We start from the raw sequence: 17245 nt of genomic DNA, 5'->3' as shown, positions 1-17245 counted from the left end.
ACTCAGAAGTGAAACGCCGTAGCGCCGATGGTAGTGTGGGGTCTCCCCATGCGAGAGTAGGGAACTGCCAGGCATCAAATAAAAGCGAAAGGCTCAGTCGAAAGACTGGGCCTTTTGTTTTATCTGTTGTCTGTCGGTGAGCGCTCTCCTGAGGAGGACAAATCCGCCGGGAGCGGATTTGAACGTTGCGCAGCAACGGCCCGGAGGGTGGCGGGCAGGACGCCCGCCATAAACTGCCAGGCATCAATTAAAGTGAAGAAGCCCATCCTGCCGGATGGGCTTTTTTGCGTCTGTGCGGGATGAAAACCGCCGGATGCGGCGTGCCGCCTTATCCGGCCTGCAGGGGCTGGGCTGAATGTATTTTGTAGGCCTGATAAGCGCAGCGCATCAGGCACATCGCAGCACCATCGGGTGCAAAGCAATATCCAAAACCTCCATAACACAAGCCTTCCTGCGGCATATGCGGTAAACCCCCAATCTGAATTTTCTGTATTACCTCCCGAAAATATCAGGATCGCCTGCGACAGTTACGTGTACCTTTATCTATTAGTAAGGGTCTATCCGGAGAATAAAGTGTTCGGAAAAATGGTATTAAACTACATGCCGGGGCTAAAAAATTTATTAGCGTACGATAAAAGCTGGCTAAAACATGATGTTAAAGCCGGGTTATCCGTTGCTGCCGTAGCACTACCGGTTGCGATTGCTTACGCTGAGTTAGCGGGAGTCGGGGCTATCGTCGGGTTATATTCCTGCGTGTTGCCAATGCTAGCTTATGCGCTGTTTGGTTCTTCCCGCCAATTGATTGTTGGTCCTGATGCCACGACCTGCGCGGTAATTGCAGCCGTTGTAGTTCCTCTTTCTGCCGGAAACCCAGAACTTCACTGGCAGTTAACAATTGTCATGACTGTGATGATGGGGGGATGGTGCCTGCTTGCCAGTAAATTTCGCCTGGGGGCGCTTGCTGACCTGCTTTCTCATCCCATTCTAACGGGTCTGCTTAACGGCGTTGCCGTGACGATTATTGTCGGGCAACTCGGTAAGGTGTTGGGGATTACGCTTGATGAAGAGCAAGTGATTGAGAAGATCATTGCCCTGCCTGGTCGACTCTCAGAAATTCATTTATTAACCTTAGGGATCGCCATCCTAACGTTAGCGATTTTAATAGCTATCAAGACGTTTCGTAGCCAATGGCCAGCACCGTTGATTGCGATTGTGATAACAACGGCGCTGGTATGGATCTCATCTGCGCAGCAGTATGGTATTGCCACTATTGGGGGATCGGGCTTCCAGTCTGGTTTGCCAGTTGTTCACTGGGGCTCATTTCAGCCTGGTCTGGCGCGTGATTTATTGATCCCTGCGCTGAACCTGGCATTAGTCAGTTTTGTTAGCCTGATGCTAACCGCTCGCAGTTTTGCCGCGAAAAATGGATACGAAATAAATGCTGATGCTGAGTTCAGGGCTTTGGGTGTTGCGAATCTGATGTCTGGCTTATCTCAGGGGTTTGCGATTAGCGGAGCCGATTCCCGGACTGCGGTAAATGATTCCTCTGGAGGGAAAAGCCAGCTTGTTTCCGTTGTTGCTGCCTTAATCATCGGAATCGTGGTGGTATTTTTCACGCAGCCATTACAATTTATTCCGGTATCTGCATTAGGCATTGTTCTAATTTATGCATCGTGGTCATTAATTGATTTACGCGGACTCTGGAACCTGAGGCGAAGAAATAAACCCGCATTTCGCCTGGCGTTCTTCACCTTTGGCTGTGTTCTGATTATTGGTGTTATTCAGGGGATTGGCCTTGCGGTATTGCTGGGTCTGTTGCAGTTCCTGCGCACAGTTTTTCGTCCCACTGAACACTTATTGGGAATTGACGAAAATGGGATGATTCACTCATTAGGTAATTCAACTGATGTGAAAATGATCCCTGGCGTGTTGATGTACCGATTTAACTCACCGCTGACCTATTTTAATGTGGCTTATTTTAAGCGCCGCGTTTTGAATTTAGTCGATGGTGCAGTACTACAACCTAAATGGGTGGTCATTGACGCCGTTTCTTGCTTTACCTATTCAGATATCAGCGTTCTGGCAACCATTAATGAGTTAAAACGGGATCTGAAGGGGCGGCAGATTAAGTTAATTCTTGCGGGCCGGAAAACGGAGTTAACACGCTGGTTTAAGGAGAGTCGACCGACAATGAAAGACGACGACATGATTCTGGCACCAGACCTTTATTTGGCGCTCCGGTTCATTCAAAGCAAAGAAAGCATGAGTGAGGATGAATCTGGCGTTGTTGAATAATGCAGATTTAGGTAAGTGATCAGGCTGGATGGAAGGGCTGGGGACGGATTTCTCGTCCAGCAGGACCTGACATTGACCGGAACCCACAAAGCAAGGAAATCAGCCCGTAAACTGATTTTGCCGAATCAACATAACGCCGGGCCCGAGGTGCCTGTGGCGATGAACATGCCCAGGCACCCATTTGCTAAAGGGCGATCAGCATCCGCGCGGGGACGGTGAGATCCCCGGCAGAGCATTGATACCGACATGCTACCTGAAATATAGACAGCGTGACTGTTGTTAACCTTACGCTATGAATGCGACAAATCGCTTAAATGCTTTCCTTCCCATTGCTGGCTTCGAGCTCGCGGATCAAGCGCTTGTTGATCTTGCCGACGCTGGTTTTGGGAATTTCCGGGACTATCCTTATCTGTCGTGGGATCGCCCATTTGGTTATGTGGCCGCGGTCGACAAATCCTTGTAGATGTGCCGCTATGGCCTGCGGCTCCAGGTCCTCCCCTTCCTTGCAAACCACCAGAGCCAGGGGGGCGTTCGCCCCACTGTTCATCAGGTATCCCGACGACGGCTACCGACCTGACCGCCGCGTGTGAGCTGATGAGGCTCTCCAGCTCCAGCGTGCTTATCCACTCACCGCCCGTCTTGATTACGTCTTTGATGCGATCCTTGATTTCCACTATCCCATGGGGATCGATAGAGGCAATGTCACCGGTATGCAGCCAACTGCCATTCCATAGCTCAGCCCCTTTCTCGGGTTCCTTCAGATAGCCCTGAGTCAACCAAGGGGCTCGCACCACTATTTCACCCAGGGCTTCGCCGTCGTGCACTACCTCCCGACCTTCGCCATCGACGATACGCAGATCCACCAACGGAACAGGCAGGCCGGTCCGAATCCGCAGGGGTAGCTGCTCATCCATGGGAGGGGCCAGCTCGGCATCGCTTAAGTGGGTCATACAGAGCAGGGGACAGGTCTCAGACATGCCATAGCCGGCGTGAATGCGTATGCCCTTATGGTGGGCCTGTGTTGCCAGTCCAAGGGACGGTGAACTGCCACCCAGCAACATCTTCCATCCCGACAGGTCGGTCTGTGTGGCTTCGTCGCACTCAAGGATCATCTGCAAAATGGTTGGCACACAGTGCGAGAAGGTTACACCCTCATCGCGATAGAACCGCACCAGCTTGTTGGGTTCGTAACGACCGGGGTATACCTGCTTCACACCCAGCATTGTTGCGACATAGGGAGCGCCCCAGGCGTGCACGTGAAACATAGGAGTGATCGGCATGTAGACATCGTTCGATCGTAGCAGCGACTGTCCCTCGTGGGCTGCCAGGAGGCCCAGTTCATTGAGCGTGTGCAGGACCAGCTGACGATGGCTGAAGTAGACCCCCTTGGGATTGCCCGTGGTTCCAGTGGTGTAGAACAAGGTCGCTACCGAGTTTTCATCGAAGTCGGGGAAGTCAAAGCGATCTCCCGCTGCGGCCTGAAGGGTCTCATATTCCCCCAGCACCGGCAGGCTGGTTGCCTTCGATTCTTCGTCGCTAAGCTGGATGTATCCCCGGACAGTGGTTAGCGTCTCTGCCAGTGACTCGACAACCGGCAAGAAGTCGTCGTGCACCAGTACCAGGTTGTCCTCGGCATGATTCATGGTGTAAGCGATTTGGTCCGCCGAGAAGCGGACGTTCACCGTGTGTAGCACGGCACCAATCATAGGCACCGCAAAGAAGCACTCGAGGGCGCGATGGCTGTCCCAATCTAAGAGGGCGACGGTGTCTCCAGGCATGACACCGGCCGCTGTCAGCATGTTTGCCAGGCGATGGATACGCTGTTTGAGGGTGCGATAGTCGTAACGCAACTTGTCGGCGTAGACGATTTCTCGCTCGGGATGAGAACGCCCACCCGACAGCAGCAAGCTCTTGATCAGCAGCGGATAGGCATGGGCTCCCTGCGCTGACTGTATGACTCTTGTTTTCACCATCCAGGTTCCTCGTTGACTCATTATTTGCTCGGTATGATGGCAATTGTAGATGAAGGTTGGTATTTACTCCCTGGCGTTTGCTTCAGATGTCGAGGCGGCGCACCAACTCCAGCCCCTGGGGATGAATGTGCGTACCCTGCAACGCCATCTGGAAGAGGGTGGTGCGACTTTCAGCGAGCTTATCAATGAAATGCGGCGCGACCTGGCGCTCCCGCAACAGTATTGTGCCCAAGGTTGTTCAGATAAATTACTCAAATCTGGCCTACGGTTAAGCACGCCAGAAAAAGAGGTGTGTCTGATACCGCTATATTTTTTGCCGTACTATGGTGGTTCCAGTGAAGGTTTAAGTGTCGTGATGAGGTGGGGTAGGAGTTGCTGTGGTCAGAAAGATAAGAAATCTCGCGGAGCCCAGAAAGCAAAAAACCCGCCATAGGCGGGTTCTTTTAAATAGTGGTGCCGGACTCGGAATCATATCCACGATTAACACACTGTTTGTTATTGGTTTTATTGGTATTCCTCGGAAGCTGCGCCCCCACGAAGGCCCCCATAAAAAATCGCTTTGTTTTTGTGATTCTTATCACGAAAAAAACGTTATTTAGAGAATTGGATTTTGTTATGTGTGGAATCAGGGCTACGAAAAACGTCATGAAGTTCACACAGTGCTGGATATACGAAATTGTCAATTAAGTTTTGTGAATCCATACAGTCAGTATGTTAATTCTTTGCATTTATATTCCTCAGGACAAAACCATCCAACCTAAACCGAGTAAATAAAATTTATGTTGGAAGGTTTTGCTCCTGATTACACAACCTTAATTGTGCAGCATCATTCGTGCGATCTTTTCTAGTAGAGAACTTTGGCTGACTTCATGGTGGCGTACTAGGTCATAAGTAAAAGTACGCAACAATAATTCTGTAGCAGGCTCTGCCATGACTTCTATGGAATGCCCTTCAAAATCTTTTGCCATCAGATTATATACTAGTACCGCTTTATCCATGCTCCGATTTGGCTGATTGCTCCGAGTACAGAACAAATTTGCACTATAGCCATTATCTTCAATAAACAGTTGCTGATACTGATTTTGACGATGGCCTTTTGGTTTGGGAGTCAGGTAGTAAGGAAAGCACGTCTCATCAGCTGCGCCTCGCTTATTTAACACACCTTTATTGAACTCCGCTACCTGTAGAGAACAGCGATCTGCTGCACCTATTAAGCGTGGAACTCTGCTTGTGTTATAGCGCCACAGGACAACATTACGTTGATGATCGATAAGAAAAAAATCGTTGTCTCTGATTTGCTCTATACATGCCTGCGTCATACCAGAGACGGTGTGGCGTAATTCCTGTTCCCGTTCATACAGCTTAGGCATTTGGATCGTTAGTGTGCCATTTTTAATTTCTATGGGAGTAACTGCAGCGTAGAAGGCTTTTTGTTTACGCCGTTTTTCCCACGGACAACGGATTGCTACTAACGTAAAATAGCCATCAGCTATTTGGAGTCCCGATATCTTACCCAATCCTCGTATTGCTTCTTTGAGCCAAAGTTCGCTGCGGAGCATTGCTAACTTGGACGGTTCTATTTTTTTTAATATTTTTCGAGTAATTCCTGTTTCAGGATCTTTTTGGGAGCGTAGTATTGAGTCAACATTACATCCTTGAATGACTTGTTGATAATTTTTATTAAAATCTAATATTAAGTTGACTTTAAGCTTCGAGTAATAATCCAGTTGTTCATGTTTACCCTGTTTAGCAAGGTCGAGAACCTGCCAGGTTGTGTTGAAACTATTATTTCTAACCTCACCGTCATCATCCATGATTTCTAATGTAATACTTGAACCATTTTCCTTTTGTGAGCTATTGAGAACTAAATAATTTTTATCATTATCAAGATGATTTATATCCTGAGCATTAACTACAGATTCCGCATTTAATTCTTGCTGGAGGTAATGTAGATAATTTTGGTGTGCTTTTTCATCTTCATCGTTTTTTAGATTATCAATGATAATAAGAGGACGGTGAAGCGCAGTATGTGGTGTTTCTAAAAATTTTAATTGGCGATGAGATGCTTGAAAAATACGCGGAGTAAATGCAATATTTGCTGAAGCCAGAATTTCAGTGATTAATTTTTGTATTAGGTTTTCTGCGTGGTTTTGGCATCCAGAGTAGGGCTTGTTTGCAAAGCGCATATAAGGCAGATTGCCAAATTGCTTAGCATTTACTGTTTCTATAAGGTCAATATTTTTGTTCTCATTGATGAGAAATCGGCCAAGATCTGTATTAATCCCAGATGCTTCTGGTTGCGCTCGAAAGCAAACAGCCTTCAGTTCAAATGTTAGATCATTATACTTGGAATAAAAAATGGAAAATTTCAAAGCATCGATATAATATTCATTGTTTTTGTTTGGCTTATCGTTTTGTAAGCTTGCTGAAAAATATAAATCACTATTATAAGAAATTGGCGATAAAGAGAAATATTGGGCGGCGTTCTTTAGTAGTATTAACTTAAGATGTAGCGCAATAACTTCTTGGGCTATTCTATAGTGATCAAAACCTAACTTTATTATTTCAGTAGCCCATTGACTGTAAGGTCTTGGATTGGGGGTGATAAATAAAGCTAGATGGTAATCTTTCAATGAAAAAGAGTGATAGCGTAATTTTTTAGGGGTGTCTAAATGTAATTTTTCGCTTAAGAGTTTATTAATGTCTCGATGAACCCCGCTGATGTATTCATCATAGCTAACTTCAAGTGGTTTAGGTTTTCTAATATATGCTACATCGATACCCCATCCATCCGATGAAGGTAACTTAAGAACTTTTTCCAATACACTCTCTACTTGTTCAGCAATATCGAACAATTGTGTTCTGGCAAGCGGTGCATAGGGAGAAGGGTGAATATCCCATTCAGAGGACATTGTTATAACTGCATTTCTGGGTTGATTTAATTCCATTATTTCACTCATTTTCATATCCTAACATATTCATAAGTGTACGATTAATTAGTATCTTTCTAGTTATTTTTGATTCGTACCGACTTGAACTAATATCTTTTTCATAATAAGAAACAACTTTCAAAAGGTTAAAGTAAAAGATTTGTGTGGATTTAAATTTCTCCGCGCGATCATTTAGGCAGTTGAGTCCATGCCGCGTATTAAGGTAGACAGCAGAAACTTTATTCAGAGAAGTGCTAGCGCTGACAATCTTATTTAATATTTCTACTTTGTTTAAAGCACTTGTGTGCAATTTTTTCGAAATATCACGGTTATTCTTTCCCATCATCCAGTTTTTAACGTCTATAGCAAATAAATGATCTTTTTTGATTAAGTAGACATCAAACAATTCATAGCACTCGCTACCTAACTGTAAAATTATCTGTTCAGGTGCTAAGGGTTTTATTCCTGCCGCTTTTAACGCTTGATGAAATTGCCACTCTCCAATATTTCCAATAAGCAATGGAATTAATGCTGGGATAGGAATAAACCTCTTTAATGGCTCGGATTCTAATCTCAAGAGTCTTGGAAATACGCGTTTTTCGAGGTCACCACATTCTTCACTCATACCCTCATGATATTGGGGTAAATAGTGTTCAGGCTCATAAGGTGAACTACCCGCAGAAATATCTGTAAGGCCATCTGATTGCATTGTTCTTGCTAAAATAATATTTTCCAAATCGGTGGTGCGCTCTAGGAAGAAATTTCCAATGCATAATTTCATATAATTACTGTTTTTAATTATAGGATTGCGTTTTAATCGGTTGATATATTTTTGAGGGTTTTGAAAACTATCAGAATGGCGTAAGTCTTCGTTAAGCTGGATGGCATTTTTGTCTCCGGCTCTGGCGTTTTTTAAAATTACTTCGACAAACTCGATTTCAAAATCTTTATACATTGCGTTGGCATTTAACACGCGCTGTTCGAAATCAACACGCTGTTCATCCGTATTAAAACTGGCTTTTTCTAAATCGTGTCGTGCTTTTTCAAACCAATGATTGTTATGGAGGCTGAGTGATGCGAGCAGAGATCTGGCATCGGGATACCGCGCTAGATCGCGGAAGACGCGTATCGCATTCAAATGTACGCCAGAAGGTAACCTGATAGTCCCCTGCATTTTTGCATCGCGACGTTCAGTCCGGCCAATGGTCTGCATGGCCACTTTATGAAGTTCTACTATATGTTCATCATCAAGCATTCGTGCTGCATCTGAATCTACTAGGTCGGTTTCAAAGTCATTTGCGCGACGAAGCATACTTCCGTGAGTGTAGTGCTTAAGCAATGTTACATAGTTTTCCAGTGTGTTGCGTGTGCCTGCGGCGTTAACCTGACTCCAGAAGCTATCACATACCATCGAAAGTTCATCAAAATCAACTTCTAGCGATTGTCCTCCAGCATCCGTTTCTGGGTAGGCAATGTAGTAGTTGAGCCCAGTTCCTGCCCCTTTGAAATGTGAAATCATAAAAATAGTCAAATTAGGCTGATCAATACGCAAATAGTCCCGGACGGGATCCTCACGGTTAAGTTTTGAGTCGAACATAACGACTCGTAGGGTATGCAGGTTGTCGAAAGGTTTTACTTCAAATACACGAGGTGTATCATTTCCACGCCGATTATCAGTGTCTAAAATTTTCAGCCCATTCAGAGGAGTAGAGCTATTGAGTGTCGCTTGCAGAAATTTACCTAAGATTGTAGAAAAGCGAGCGCTGAGGCCAATACACAAAGTATGCCGACTGGTATAGGCTGCGAGGAGCATTGCTTGTAGCTCGCGATGAAATTCGCGTTTACGATAGCGATGACGTTGTATATACGTTAAATAGTGTTCGAGATGACCTTCCCATATCTTTAGCACTTTTTTGAATATGGGGTCATTAATTAATGGAGAAAGCTCACTTTTTTGATCGTCGAATATTTCAATATTAACGGGACGATGAATGTTTCTTAATTTACGGATAGTTGCTAACGGAGCGGCAGACTTCACATCTCTGCACTTAATCTGGTAGCCGAGATGGTGTGCATAGTCGGCAAGAAAGGGGCGGCTATATTGCCCATTGTAAGTACCAGGAAAGCCTGCTGTAGCTGATAGCAGGATCACCGTATTATGTGTTTGATACAGAACACGAAGCAGAGCGACTTCAGGAAGTTCCTTGATAAGTTCCATACGGAATTTGAGTAAAACCCAACCCTTTAGTTGGCCAGATTCAATAATAACCTTTTCCCGAGGAGCTAATGAAAAAAGCGTCTTAGGTTGAAAGTAAGTAAAAAAATCATCAATTAATTGTTCGTCCGTTGAGCTTCCTGATAAAAGATATGAAGCTTCCCCCTTAATTTGCTGTGCTTTACCTATAAATAATGATAATGGATTGTTTTGGTTAGCTTGATCTTGTTGCGACAGCATTTGCTGTACCCGCGATGGATTTTTAAGCTTTGCTGAAGCTGCAAGGATTGCGGTGATTGTTTGGTATAATTCATAGAGACTAAAATCATTTCCAGCATCTTCATCGTCCTCGGCGCTTACGTAAATTTCCGTATAGGATTGTCGTCCGTGGCTACGAAGCCGTATGTGGCGAAGATCGTCTTCTCTGTAGAAGCGTTGGATTTGATAGCTGAAAACATTACCTATAAGCGCAATCACTTGTTCTGTATTCCGGCTATCAACAACGACATCAAGCATATTATTGCTAAACAATTGAGTCATTTTTTTTAGATCAAAACCGGGGCGTAAATCACACCGCAATAGTGCGTTATTTATTTCACAAACATACTCATCTAATGGCTCATACCCAGGTGCTCGCTCATTCCCTCTGCACTCGTCTATATACTCGAGAACGCGATGTAATGTTGCAAGAATTGATGGTAATTGCAGATCGTCATTAAGTAATATCTTGCATACTGTTTGTTGGAAAATTTTGTAGGCTTCGTGCTCTTCATCAAGTACTAAAGTAAACCGAATATCTCGCTGTGCATAAGGCGAGTCGCTATCATGAACCCAGTACTCCTGTTTTAATTTTTCAAGACGTTTTCCCGGTGTAACTGAGGTTAATTCTTCCAGAGGATTTTTATCTTGGTGTTTTTTTTGCCCAAGAACATGATCAAGTGACTGGCTGCTTTTATGATAAATTCCTTCATTATCTCGTTTCAGAAGGAGTACGCTACCGTCAAATTTTTTAGTTGTCGCTAACAGAATACATCGCCTGTACAGTGCTATATGAAATGGGAAAAGATGTTTCACCATTTCTACTGCTAAACCAGCGAGTTTTTCTTGGCCAGCTCTCTCCAGCAGTGTTTCGAAATCGGTATTGAGGGTATTAAGTAATGTGATGGCCGCTTCTTGTAGGCGTCCTGTGAGCTTATAGCCGCTGGTGAGTAATTCTTCTTCTATTTTTACCTGTTCGTCTGTGGCTCCAGCTCTTACTTCCGCTTTAAGCCGTAGTTCAAGTGTAGCTCTCGCCTGTATATCGGATCTCAGGCGTTCAAAAACCAACTGAGTCTTGTCTTTCAGTATGCTACAGCCAGTGTGTATCCAGTCGAGATAACGTTGCTGGTTATCTTTTTCGTCTCCATCCGTTTGTTTCACCCAAGTGGTAAAACTTAAGTCCGCAACATCGCGTAACGAGAGATAGGGGAGTATCAGGATTTGCTTCGAGCTGGCCAACTCGACAAGTTCTGAGGGAATGTCAATTTGCGATTTTAAAGGGGTGATGAAAACCAGGTTACGATGCCCATTTCCGGGTAACGTTGCGGAATTTATACTTTGTATGTATTGATAAAAAACGCTATAGGTTTTTCCGCTGGATGTACCATCTTGCGACTGAATTAATAATGGAGTTTCGGATTCGCTAAAAGCATAGAACTTACCTGCATTGCTCCTTGCTTTCGTAATTTCCTGATGAATAGCATCAGGCAACCGTAAAATTTCTCTTTTTGACATTGTATTTTACCTTGTCCTTATGTTCTGGGGGCCAGTGCGTTTAGTCGAATATCCCGGTCTTATTATCAGTTGCTTTTTGATTCATTTATCGTTCGTTGATTTTGTCAGTGAGTATTGGTTTTGCTCGCCTACAAATGCCCCTGCAACCACTCCTCCACGCGCTCAACATCAAAAGCACGTAACCCATATTCCTGCGTCAGCAACGCCTCCGGTAAATACTCATCATATTTTTCGAGGCACTTTTCAATGACGCTTTCGGCAAGACGGGATTCGGAAGGTAGCCCTTCCTGAAGTGCGCTGGCTAACGTCTGCTTAACTTCCGCTACCGTGGTTTTTTCCACTTCAACCACACCAGCAAATGAGCCCGCCTTGAAACCGCGTTGGATAAGTAATGCTGACAGCGTGTTTACGGTTTGATCGCCCAGCCAGGGAAGAATGTAGACATGCTGCCCCTGCTGAATAAAGCATTCCGAAGCCAGATTATTGTTGCGAAAACAGTGTAGCCCTTCATCAAACAGGTTTCTGGCCGTGGTATCGGCAAAATCGGCTTTGCGATCGCCAATGGTGATGCGGTAGTCGCCTTCCCGATAAATAGTGAGCATTTCCTGGCGGACGACATCATGAATGGACATCCCTTGTCCGCCAAATAACGGCGGCTGCCCACCCTTTGTCGCCTCGACATAGATGACTTTTTTATCACTATCGATATCGGTGACCTTCCAGCGTCGACCGCCGAAAATAATATGTTGGTCAGGCATCAGGGGGGAATCAACGGGGATAGAGCCCAGTGTTTTGCTCCCTGCTACAATACGAAACTCTTCCGGTGTGCTGAACACGGCATAGAAGGTGTATTGATTTACCTGACGTTCGCCCTCAACGCCCAGAACCAGTTCGCCGCTTGATAGCTGGGTCAGAAACTGGTGCTCCCCCATATGCTTCAATAACGTTTTGAAGTCATCGATTTTGACTTTCTGAAATGGCCCTTGCTGGCATAGCTGTGACCAGATCTGATCGGCACGTACCCCTCCCCACTGCGCCACGATCGCCAGAATCTGATGGAACAGGGTGGAATAGTGCATCTGCCGGGTATCGGCTGGCTCAAACCATTTGCTGCCGATAAGTAAGCGGATCATGGCCAGCGACTGAACGAGCTGAAGCCTGAGCTGGTCGACAATACCTGATGTTGGCGTCAGTTCATGTTCGGCAATCAGCATTCTCAATACGGCAGGCGAGTCGCGCCGACCGGAACGCCCCATACGCTGGCGCAGGCTGGCTACGGAATGGGGGGCGGTAACCTGCACGACGGAGCTGACTTTACCGATGTCGATGCCAAGCTCTAACGTCATCGTACAGATGGCAGTGGTAGGTAAGTTGCCTTGTTGAAGTCGCTGTTCCAGCGTTTCACGCAGATCTCTGGACAGCGAGCCGTGATGGGGGAAGAACTCATTGGGAACGATGCTCGCTTCACTCAGATCGCTAAGCGTAGCGGCAATGCTTTCGGTCCGTTTGCGACTGTTAGCGAACACCAGATGGGAATCACCGCGACAGAGGCGAAAGATATCATGGCAGATTTGCGTCTCTGCCGACGGCGGCGGTTGCTGGCCCGAGGTGGTCAGCGGTTCCAGATAACCTTTCACCTGCACTTTTAGCGTGGCGTGAGTCTGACTATCAGTAATAATGTCGCAGGGCAGACGTTGATTTGGCCGCAGAGATAACGGTACTCGCTCCAGTTCTCCCAGCGTTGCGCTGAGTGCGACCCGAGGAACTGGATTGTCGATTCTTCCCAGCAGGTGATCGACTCGATTTAACAGAGAGAGAAGCTGCATACCCCGCTCAGAACTGATGAAGGCGTGGAATTCATCAATGGCGATATACGCCAGTGGAGTGAAAGCCTCCTTTAACCATCCCGCGTTGCGGATCAGCATCGCTTCCAGCGACTCCGGGGTAATAAGCAGAATACCGGCAGGGTTTTTCTTCGCTTTTAGTTTTTTGCTCTGCGCAACGTCGCCATGCCAGGGCGTGACCGGCATCTCCAGCGTATCGCCGAGGCTTTCCAGCCGTCTATACTGATCGTTAATCAGGGCCTTAAGTGGGCTAATGTATAAAATGCCAAAACCGCCCTGAATATCCGCAATGGCAGAACAGGCGGGCAGGAAAAAAGCTTCTGTTTTACCCGCGGCAGTTGCGGCGCTGATCAGAACATCCCGATCGCCCGCTAATATCGGTGGAACGGCTTTTTTTTGCAGTTCCCGGAGATCGGCCCATCCCTGCCGGTATATCCACTTCTGTATCCGTGGATCCAGCCGCTGGTATTCGTTCGTCATAATCGGAAATCAGCCAGACCGTCCTCGTCAGTATCTTCTGCCGACGTTATTTCATCCATATCGCTGGGTTTTTCTTCCGCGATCGCAACACCGGCAATTAACTGCGACCACTGAATGGACGGGTTTTGTTCCAGCACGGCCAGCATATCCAGGAAGGCTTTAATCGTGTTTCGTGGCGTACGGAAATAGGCATCGCCAATAGTGTTGCTACAGTGGCGTAAAAATGCCGTCAGCGCATCATCAGGAACCAGATACTTATCCGCATCGCCGCCGGAATAAACGTGACGAAGGTTTTTCAACAGAATATAGAGCTCTTCCGGCGTCAGGCTGGCTAAATGCAGGGAAGGGGACGAATAATCAATCACCCCGGCACGCTGGGCGAAGCTGTTTTCCGCCAGTCGTGACTGGAGCGCTTCGTAGCTGTATAGCCCCTTGCGCGGATCGAACAGGAACTCTGGCGTACCGCCAAGTAAAAAGCCAATATACTCAGCCGTTCCTTGCAGACAATCATTCAGAATACGCAGTATCTGTTCATAGTTCGCAACCCTGGCCTGCGTATTGCTCAGTTTGTACAGATTGACCATCTCATCCAGATTCACCAACAGACCCGCGTATCCAGCCTGACGGACAAACAGGCTCATCAGCTTTAGCGAATCGTAGAAAGAGGCATCAGAAATAATGGTGCGCACACCCAGATCGTTACGGGCGTCGGTTTTCGTGGAGTATTCACCTCTTAGCCAGCGGATGGCATTTGATTTCAATGTCTCATTATCCTGCTCGTGGCCCTGCCAGTAACATTCAATGACTTTGGCGAAATCGTAACCGCCAACCATATCAGACAGGTCAGCGAGCTTTTGGTGAATAATCGTCGGAACCGGCACATTTCTACTTTCTGCTTCTTTTCTGGCTTCCGTAATAAAGCGCTCAACCACGCTTAATAATGCATTTCCGTCCGGCTTATTGCGCGTGGACAGATTTTTCATTAGCTCAGAATAGAGGTTACGCGCCTGTCCACCCGTCGCGTGGATACGCCTGTCCGGGGATAAATCGGCACTGATTGTCACCAGCTTTTTCTCTAGTGCGATTGAGCGCACAACGCTTAAAAAGAATGTCTTACCGGAACCGTATTCCCCGATAACCAGCCGGAATCCAGCACCGCCATCGGCGATACGCTCAATATCCTGATACAGCGCTTTTATCTCGTTGACCCGACCAACCTGAATATGCTGAATGCCAATTTTAGGCGTAACGCCTGACTTCAGTGACTGAATAATGGCGTCTCTTTCTTTGAGACGAATACGAATGCCAGACATAAATTATCCTTTGAGTTCTTGTGCAATTTCCAGGTCAACGTAAATATCATCGTCATCATCAAGCACCGGGGCGTCAACCTGTTCGAAAGACCAGTCATTAATTGCCTCAATCGCGCCGCTTAGCATCAAATTAAATTGCTGGCATAGCTCAGCGACTTCGTTTCGCGCCCAGCGCTCTTTTTCCAGCAAACGTTGGTAAAGCTGGTGATGTGCTTCATCAAGACCTGCGCCAGCGTGTGGCGGGATCTCCGCCGGGGATTCATCTGCGGGTTCATCTTCGGTGAATATGGTGTTCAGTAACTGGCGTACGTCCGTGGTATCAGACTCATGACGGGCAAGGATCCGTTCATCAAGAGAAAACGCGCTGCTCGTCGCTGATGGAGTTTGTAACGTAGCTGTCGGCGTTGTTTCTGCGGTTGACAGACGGTGGATATCGCTGGTGACGGAACTACAATCCAGACCAAGGCTGGCGTAGATTTTTTCCAGTTGCTTAATTTCAGCCGGATCGATTTTTCCGTCTGCGCAGGCGACGCTGATAATCACGTTGCCAATAGTGGATTTATCTTTATCACTGAGTTGCTCAATTTTACCTTTCAGGCCGGCCTGATTTGCAGGCGTATTGAGCCGCCAGGTGAGGTAGGCGTGCAGCGAACGTTTTTCTGTTGGCGACAACGCATCATTGTGATCAATGGTTTTTTCCAGCGTGGCCTGTTCAGCAACGTCCACACGCTTGTCCATTTGTGCAATCATGGCGCCCAGCCGAAGCGCCACAGAGACTGATGTAAATTCCGCCGACGGTACGTAGAATTCCGCATGTCCTTCGGGAAATAAAACAATATGTCCTTCTGGTTCTGGCCGGACAAGGTGATAGCGCATATCCGGCGCAATGCCGTAGCCTGCTCGCCTGGCGAAATTTTGCATCAGCTCGGCTTCTTTCTTATTAATCTTATCCGGTACAGGCATACCCAGTCTGGCCCAGAAATCAGCTACTGTCGCCAGTCCTGAATAGTCACGGATTTTATCATCTGCCCAATGTTTAAATTCAGCAAACAGGTGTTCTGCGTCTTCGGTCAGTATTTCATCGGGAAGCAGCATGATGGCGGCGACATCGCTTGCTGAGGCATCTTTTTTACCGAGATAGCGACTGTAGGCATCCAGTGCGTTGATACAGGATTCTGCAACAGAAATTAATTTCTGAACTGGGGCTTTTAAAACGCTGGGATCGGGAAGATCCATCTGTTTTTTTACCTGAAGTTCCCGAAGCGTACCACTGGCGGGGGTATAGCTTAGATGCAACCGTGTTTTATTGGGTTTGACGACAATACCGTCACCGTATTTTTGGGTATAACGCTGTTTGAATAACGCGGAAAATTCAGCATGACATCGACGGGCAGGCGTACGCAGGGTGTAATCAGGAAAATAGTGTATCCATGCCAGTGCCAGATCGGCACAAACAGGTTGTCCTTTATCGACCACCGTCGCCAGATTTAATCTGAACAGTAATGAACTCCTCGACGAAAAATACTCGTTTTCGCTGTGCATAGATAGCAGCTTTGGTCTGAGAATGATCATCATTTCCAGCAACTGCGTTGCATAATGCCGGAAGGAACCGCTTGCCTGAAATACGGTTCTCAGGCGCGATATCTCTTCAAATAATGCTTTGAATTCATTGTCAGAAATGGATTCTTGTGTGCCATCTGCCAGTACGCGGCGTTCAAGACCATAAAAATAGATAAAAACATAGCCAACAGGGCAACTCGCATCGCTGCGATCGCTTGCCAGCCAGTCAAGATAGGCACCACGGCAGCGAGGGGAGAGTGTGGCAAAGGTGGGCCAATATCCCAGCGATTCATCATAATAGTGGCGTGAACCAGGCTCAATGGATAAAGAGTCATTAACCAGAGAAGCGTCGGAACCATCGTTATAAAGATAGCCATATTCCCCTGATGAATGTGTTTTTAATCGTCCGCCGAAATAAAAATGACCGTGATTAATGACGACGTTTTGGATGGTGATGCTTTCTCCCGGTTTGACCCATCGCGCTGGCGTAGTATTGCGCCGGGCGGCGCTTTCTCGCGAGGGCTGGCGGCTGGTGCTGTATTCCACTGCCTGACCATTAACAAAGCTAAAGGTTGCCAGTTCGTCATCATCGGATGCCTGAGAATGCATATTTGTCACGCTGCTGTCTGGCTTATTGAGAGATTCTTGTCGGGATGAGTAATTTGTTTTGGTGATGATTTTGCTGTTTATATTGGGGGGCAGCGATTTTTTCTTTTTGGAAAACAGAAGCCAGATAACCGCCAGCATAATAACAAATATCCAGAAGCCCATTCCGTGCCCTTAATTGCTGATAACGCTTCCCGGCATTGTTCAACTATCGGCAAAGGCGGTAAGCATAAAACTGGAAGAGAGATCGTAAAAT

8 protein-coding genes and 1 rRNA gene are annotated in these 17245 nt (G+C 46.7%); 3 read left to right on the top strand and 6 right to left on the bottom strand.

Features of this window, described 5'->3' with window-relative positions; all coding sequences use genetic code 11:
* Both rrf and OGY71_RS23115 read left to right on the top strand, forming a co-directional pair.
* Nucleotides 1-73, top strand: a 5S ribosomal RNA gene (gene rrf / locus OGY71_RS23340); the annotation flags it as partial.
* 500 nt (nt 74-573) lie between these two features.
* A complete protein-coding gene (locus OGY71_RS23115) occupies nt 574-2295 on the top strand; it encodes a SulP family inorganic anion transporter (RefSeq protein WP_286613790.1) in 1722 nt (573 codons plus the stop codon).
* Nucleotides 2296-2585: 290 nt separating this feature from the next.
* On the opposite strand, the gene OGY71_RS23105 is transcribed toward OGY71_RS23115, so the two are convergent.
* Entirely contained in the window at nt 2586-4268 is a 1683-nt protein-coding gene (locus OGY71_RS23105) for a fatty acid--CoA ligase (RefSeq protein WP_458411069.1), read from the bottom strand.
* Nucleotides 4269-4317: 49 nt separating this feature from the next.
* Here OGY71_RS23105 and OGY71_RS23100 point away from each other — a divergent pair, with 49 nt between their 5' ends.
* The gene (locus tag OGY71_RS23100; RefSeq protein WP_003830676.1) at nt 4318-4701 is read left to right on the top strand and encodes a helix-turn-helix transcriptional regulator; all 384 of its coding nucleotides are present in this window, start codon (nt 4318-4320) and stop codon (nt 4699-4701) included.
* A gap of 379 nt (nt 4702-5080) precedes the next feature.
* Here the strand turns inward: OGY71_RS23100 and OGY71_RS23095 are convergent, their stop codons facing one another.
* From OGY71_RS23095 to OGY71_RS23075, 5 genes are all read right to left on the bottom strand, one after another.
* The gene (locus tag OGY71_RS23095) at nt 5081-7228 is read right to left on the bottom strand and encodes a hypothetical protein (RefSeq protein WP_286613776.1); all 2148 of its coding nucleotides are present in this window, start codon (nt 7226-7228) and stop codon (nt 5081-5083) included.
* Nucleotides 7221-11186, bottom strand: coding sequence for a hypothetical protein (locus OGY71_RS23090; protein ID WP_286613774.1), 3966 nt, complete (start codon nt 11184-11186; stop codon nt 7221-7223). The genes OGY71_RS23095 and OGY71_RS23090 overlap by 8 nt, the downstream gene beginning before the upstream one ends.
* A gap of 128 nt (nt 11187-11314) precedes the next feature.
* A complete protein-coding gene (locus tag OGY71_RS23085) occupies nt 11315-13510 on the bottom strand; it encodes a DEAD/DEAH box helicase (RefSeq protein WP_286613771.1) in 2196 nt (731 codons plus the stop codon).
* Nucleotides 13507-14823 (bottom strand): ATP-binding protein, encoded by a 1317-nt coding sequence (locus tag OGY71_RS23080; RefSeq protein WP_286613769.1) that lies wholly within the window; start codon nt 14821-14823, stop codon nt 13507-13509. The genes OGY71_RS23085 and OGY71_RS23080 overlap by 4 nt, the downstream gene beginning before the upstream one ends.
* Nucleotides 14824-14826: 3 nt before the next feature.
* Nucleotides 14827-17154, bottom strand: coding sequence for a tellurite resistance TerB family protein (locus OGY71_RS23075; RefSeq protein ID WP_286613768.1), 2328 nt, complete (start codon nt 17152-17154; stop codon nt 14827-14829).
* Between the last annotated feature and the right edge of the window lie 91 nt (nt 17155-17245).

This window comes from Citrobacter sp. Cpo109 (assembly GCF_030332565.1).
GTDB lineage: Bacteria > Pseudomonadota > Gammaproteobacteria > Enterobacterales > Enterobacteriaceae > Citrobacter > Citrobacter portucalensis.
Note: the sequence above shows the minus strand (reverse complement) of the source record. Positions and strands in the feature narration are given on the sequence as shown.

Excerpts from the sequence above, each read along its gene's own strand:
- OGY71_RS23100 (WP_003830676.1), top strand. The coding sequence starts at position 4,318 with ATGAAGGTTGGTATTTACTCCCTGGCGTTTGCTTCAGATGTCGAGGCG.
- OGY71_RS23075 (WP_286613768.1), bottom strand. The coding sequence starts at position 17,154 with ATGGGCTTCTGGATATTTGTTATTATGCTGGCGGTTATCTGGCTTCTG.
- OGY71_RS23090 (WP_286613774.1), bottom strand. The coding sequence starts at position 11,186 with ATGTCAAAAAGAGAAATTTTACGGTTGCCTGATGCTATTCATCAGGAA.
- OGY71_RS23080 (WP_286613769.1), bottom strand. The coding sequence starts at position 14,823 with ATGTCTGGCATTCGTATTCGTCTCAAAGAAAGAGACGCCATTATTCAG.
- OGY71_RS23085 (WP_286613771.1), bottom strand. The coding sequence starts at position 13,510 with ATGACGAACGAATACCAGCGGCTGGATCCACGGATACAGAAGTGGATA.
- OGY71_RS23105 (WP_458411069.1), bottom strand. The coding sequence starts at position 4,268 with ATGGTGAAAACAAGAGTCATACAGTCAGCGCAGGGAGCCCATGCCTAT.
- OGY71_RS23095 (WP_286613776.1), bottom strand. The coding sequence starts at position 7,228 with ATGAGTGAAATAATGGAATTAAATCAACCCAGAAATGCAGTTATAACA.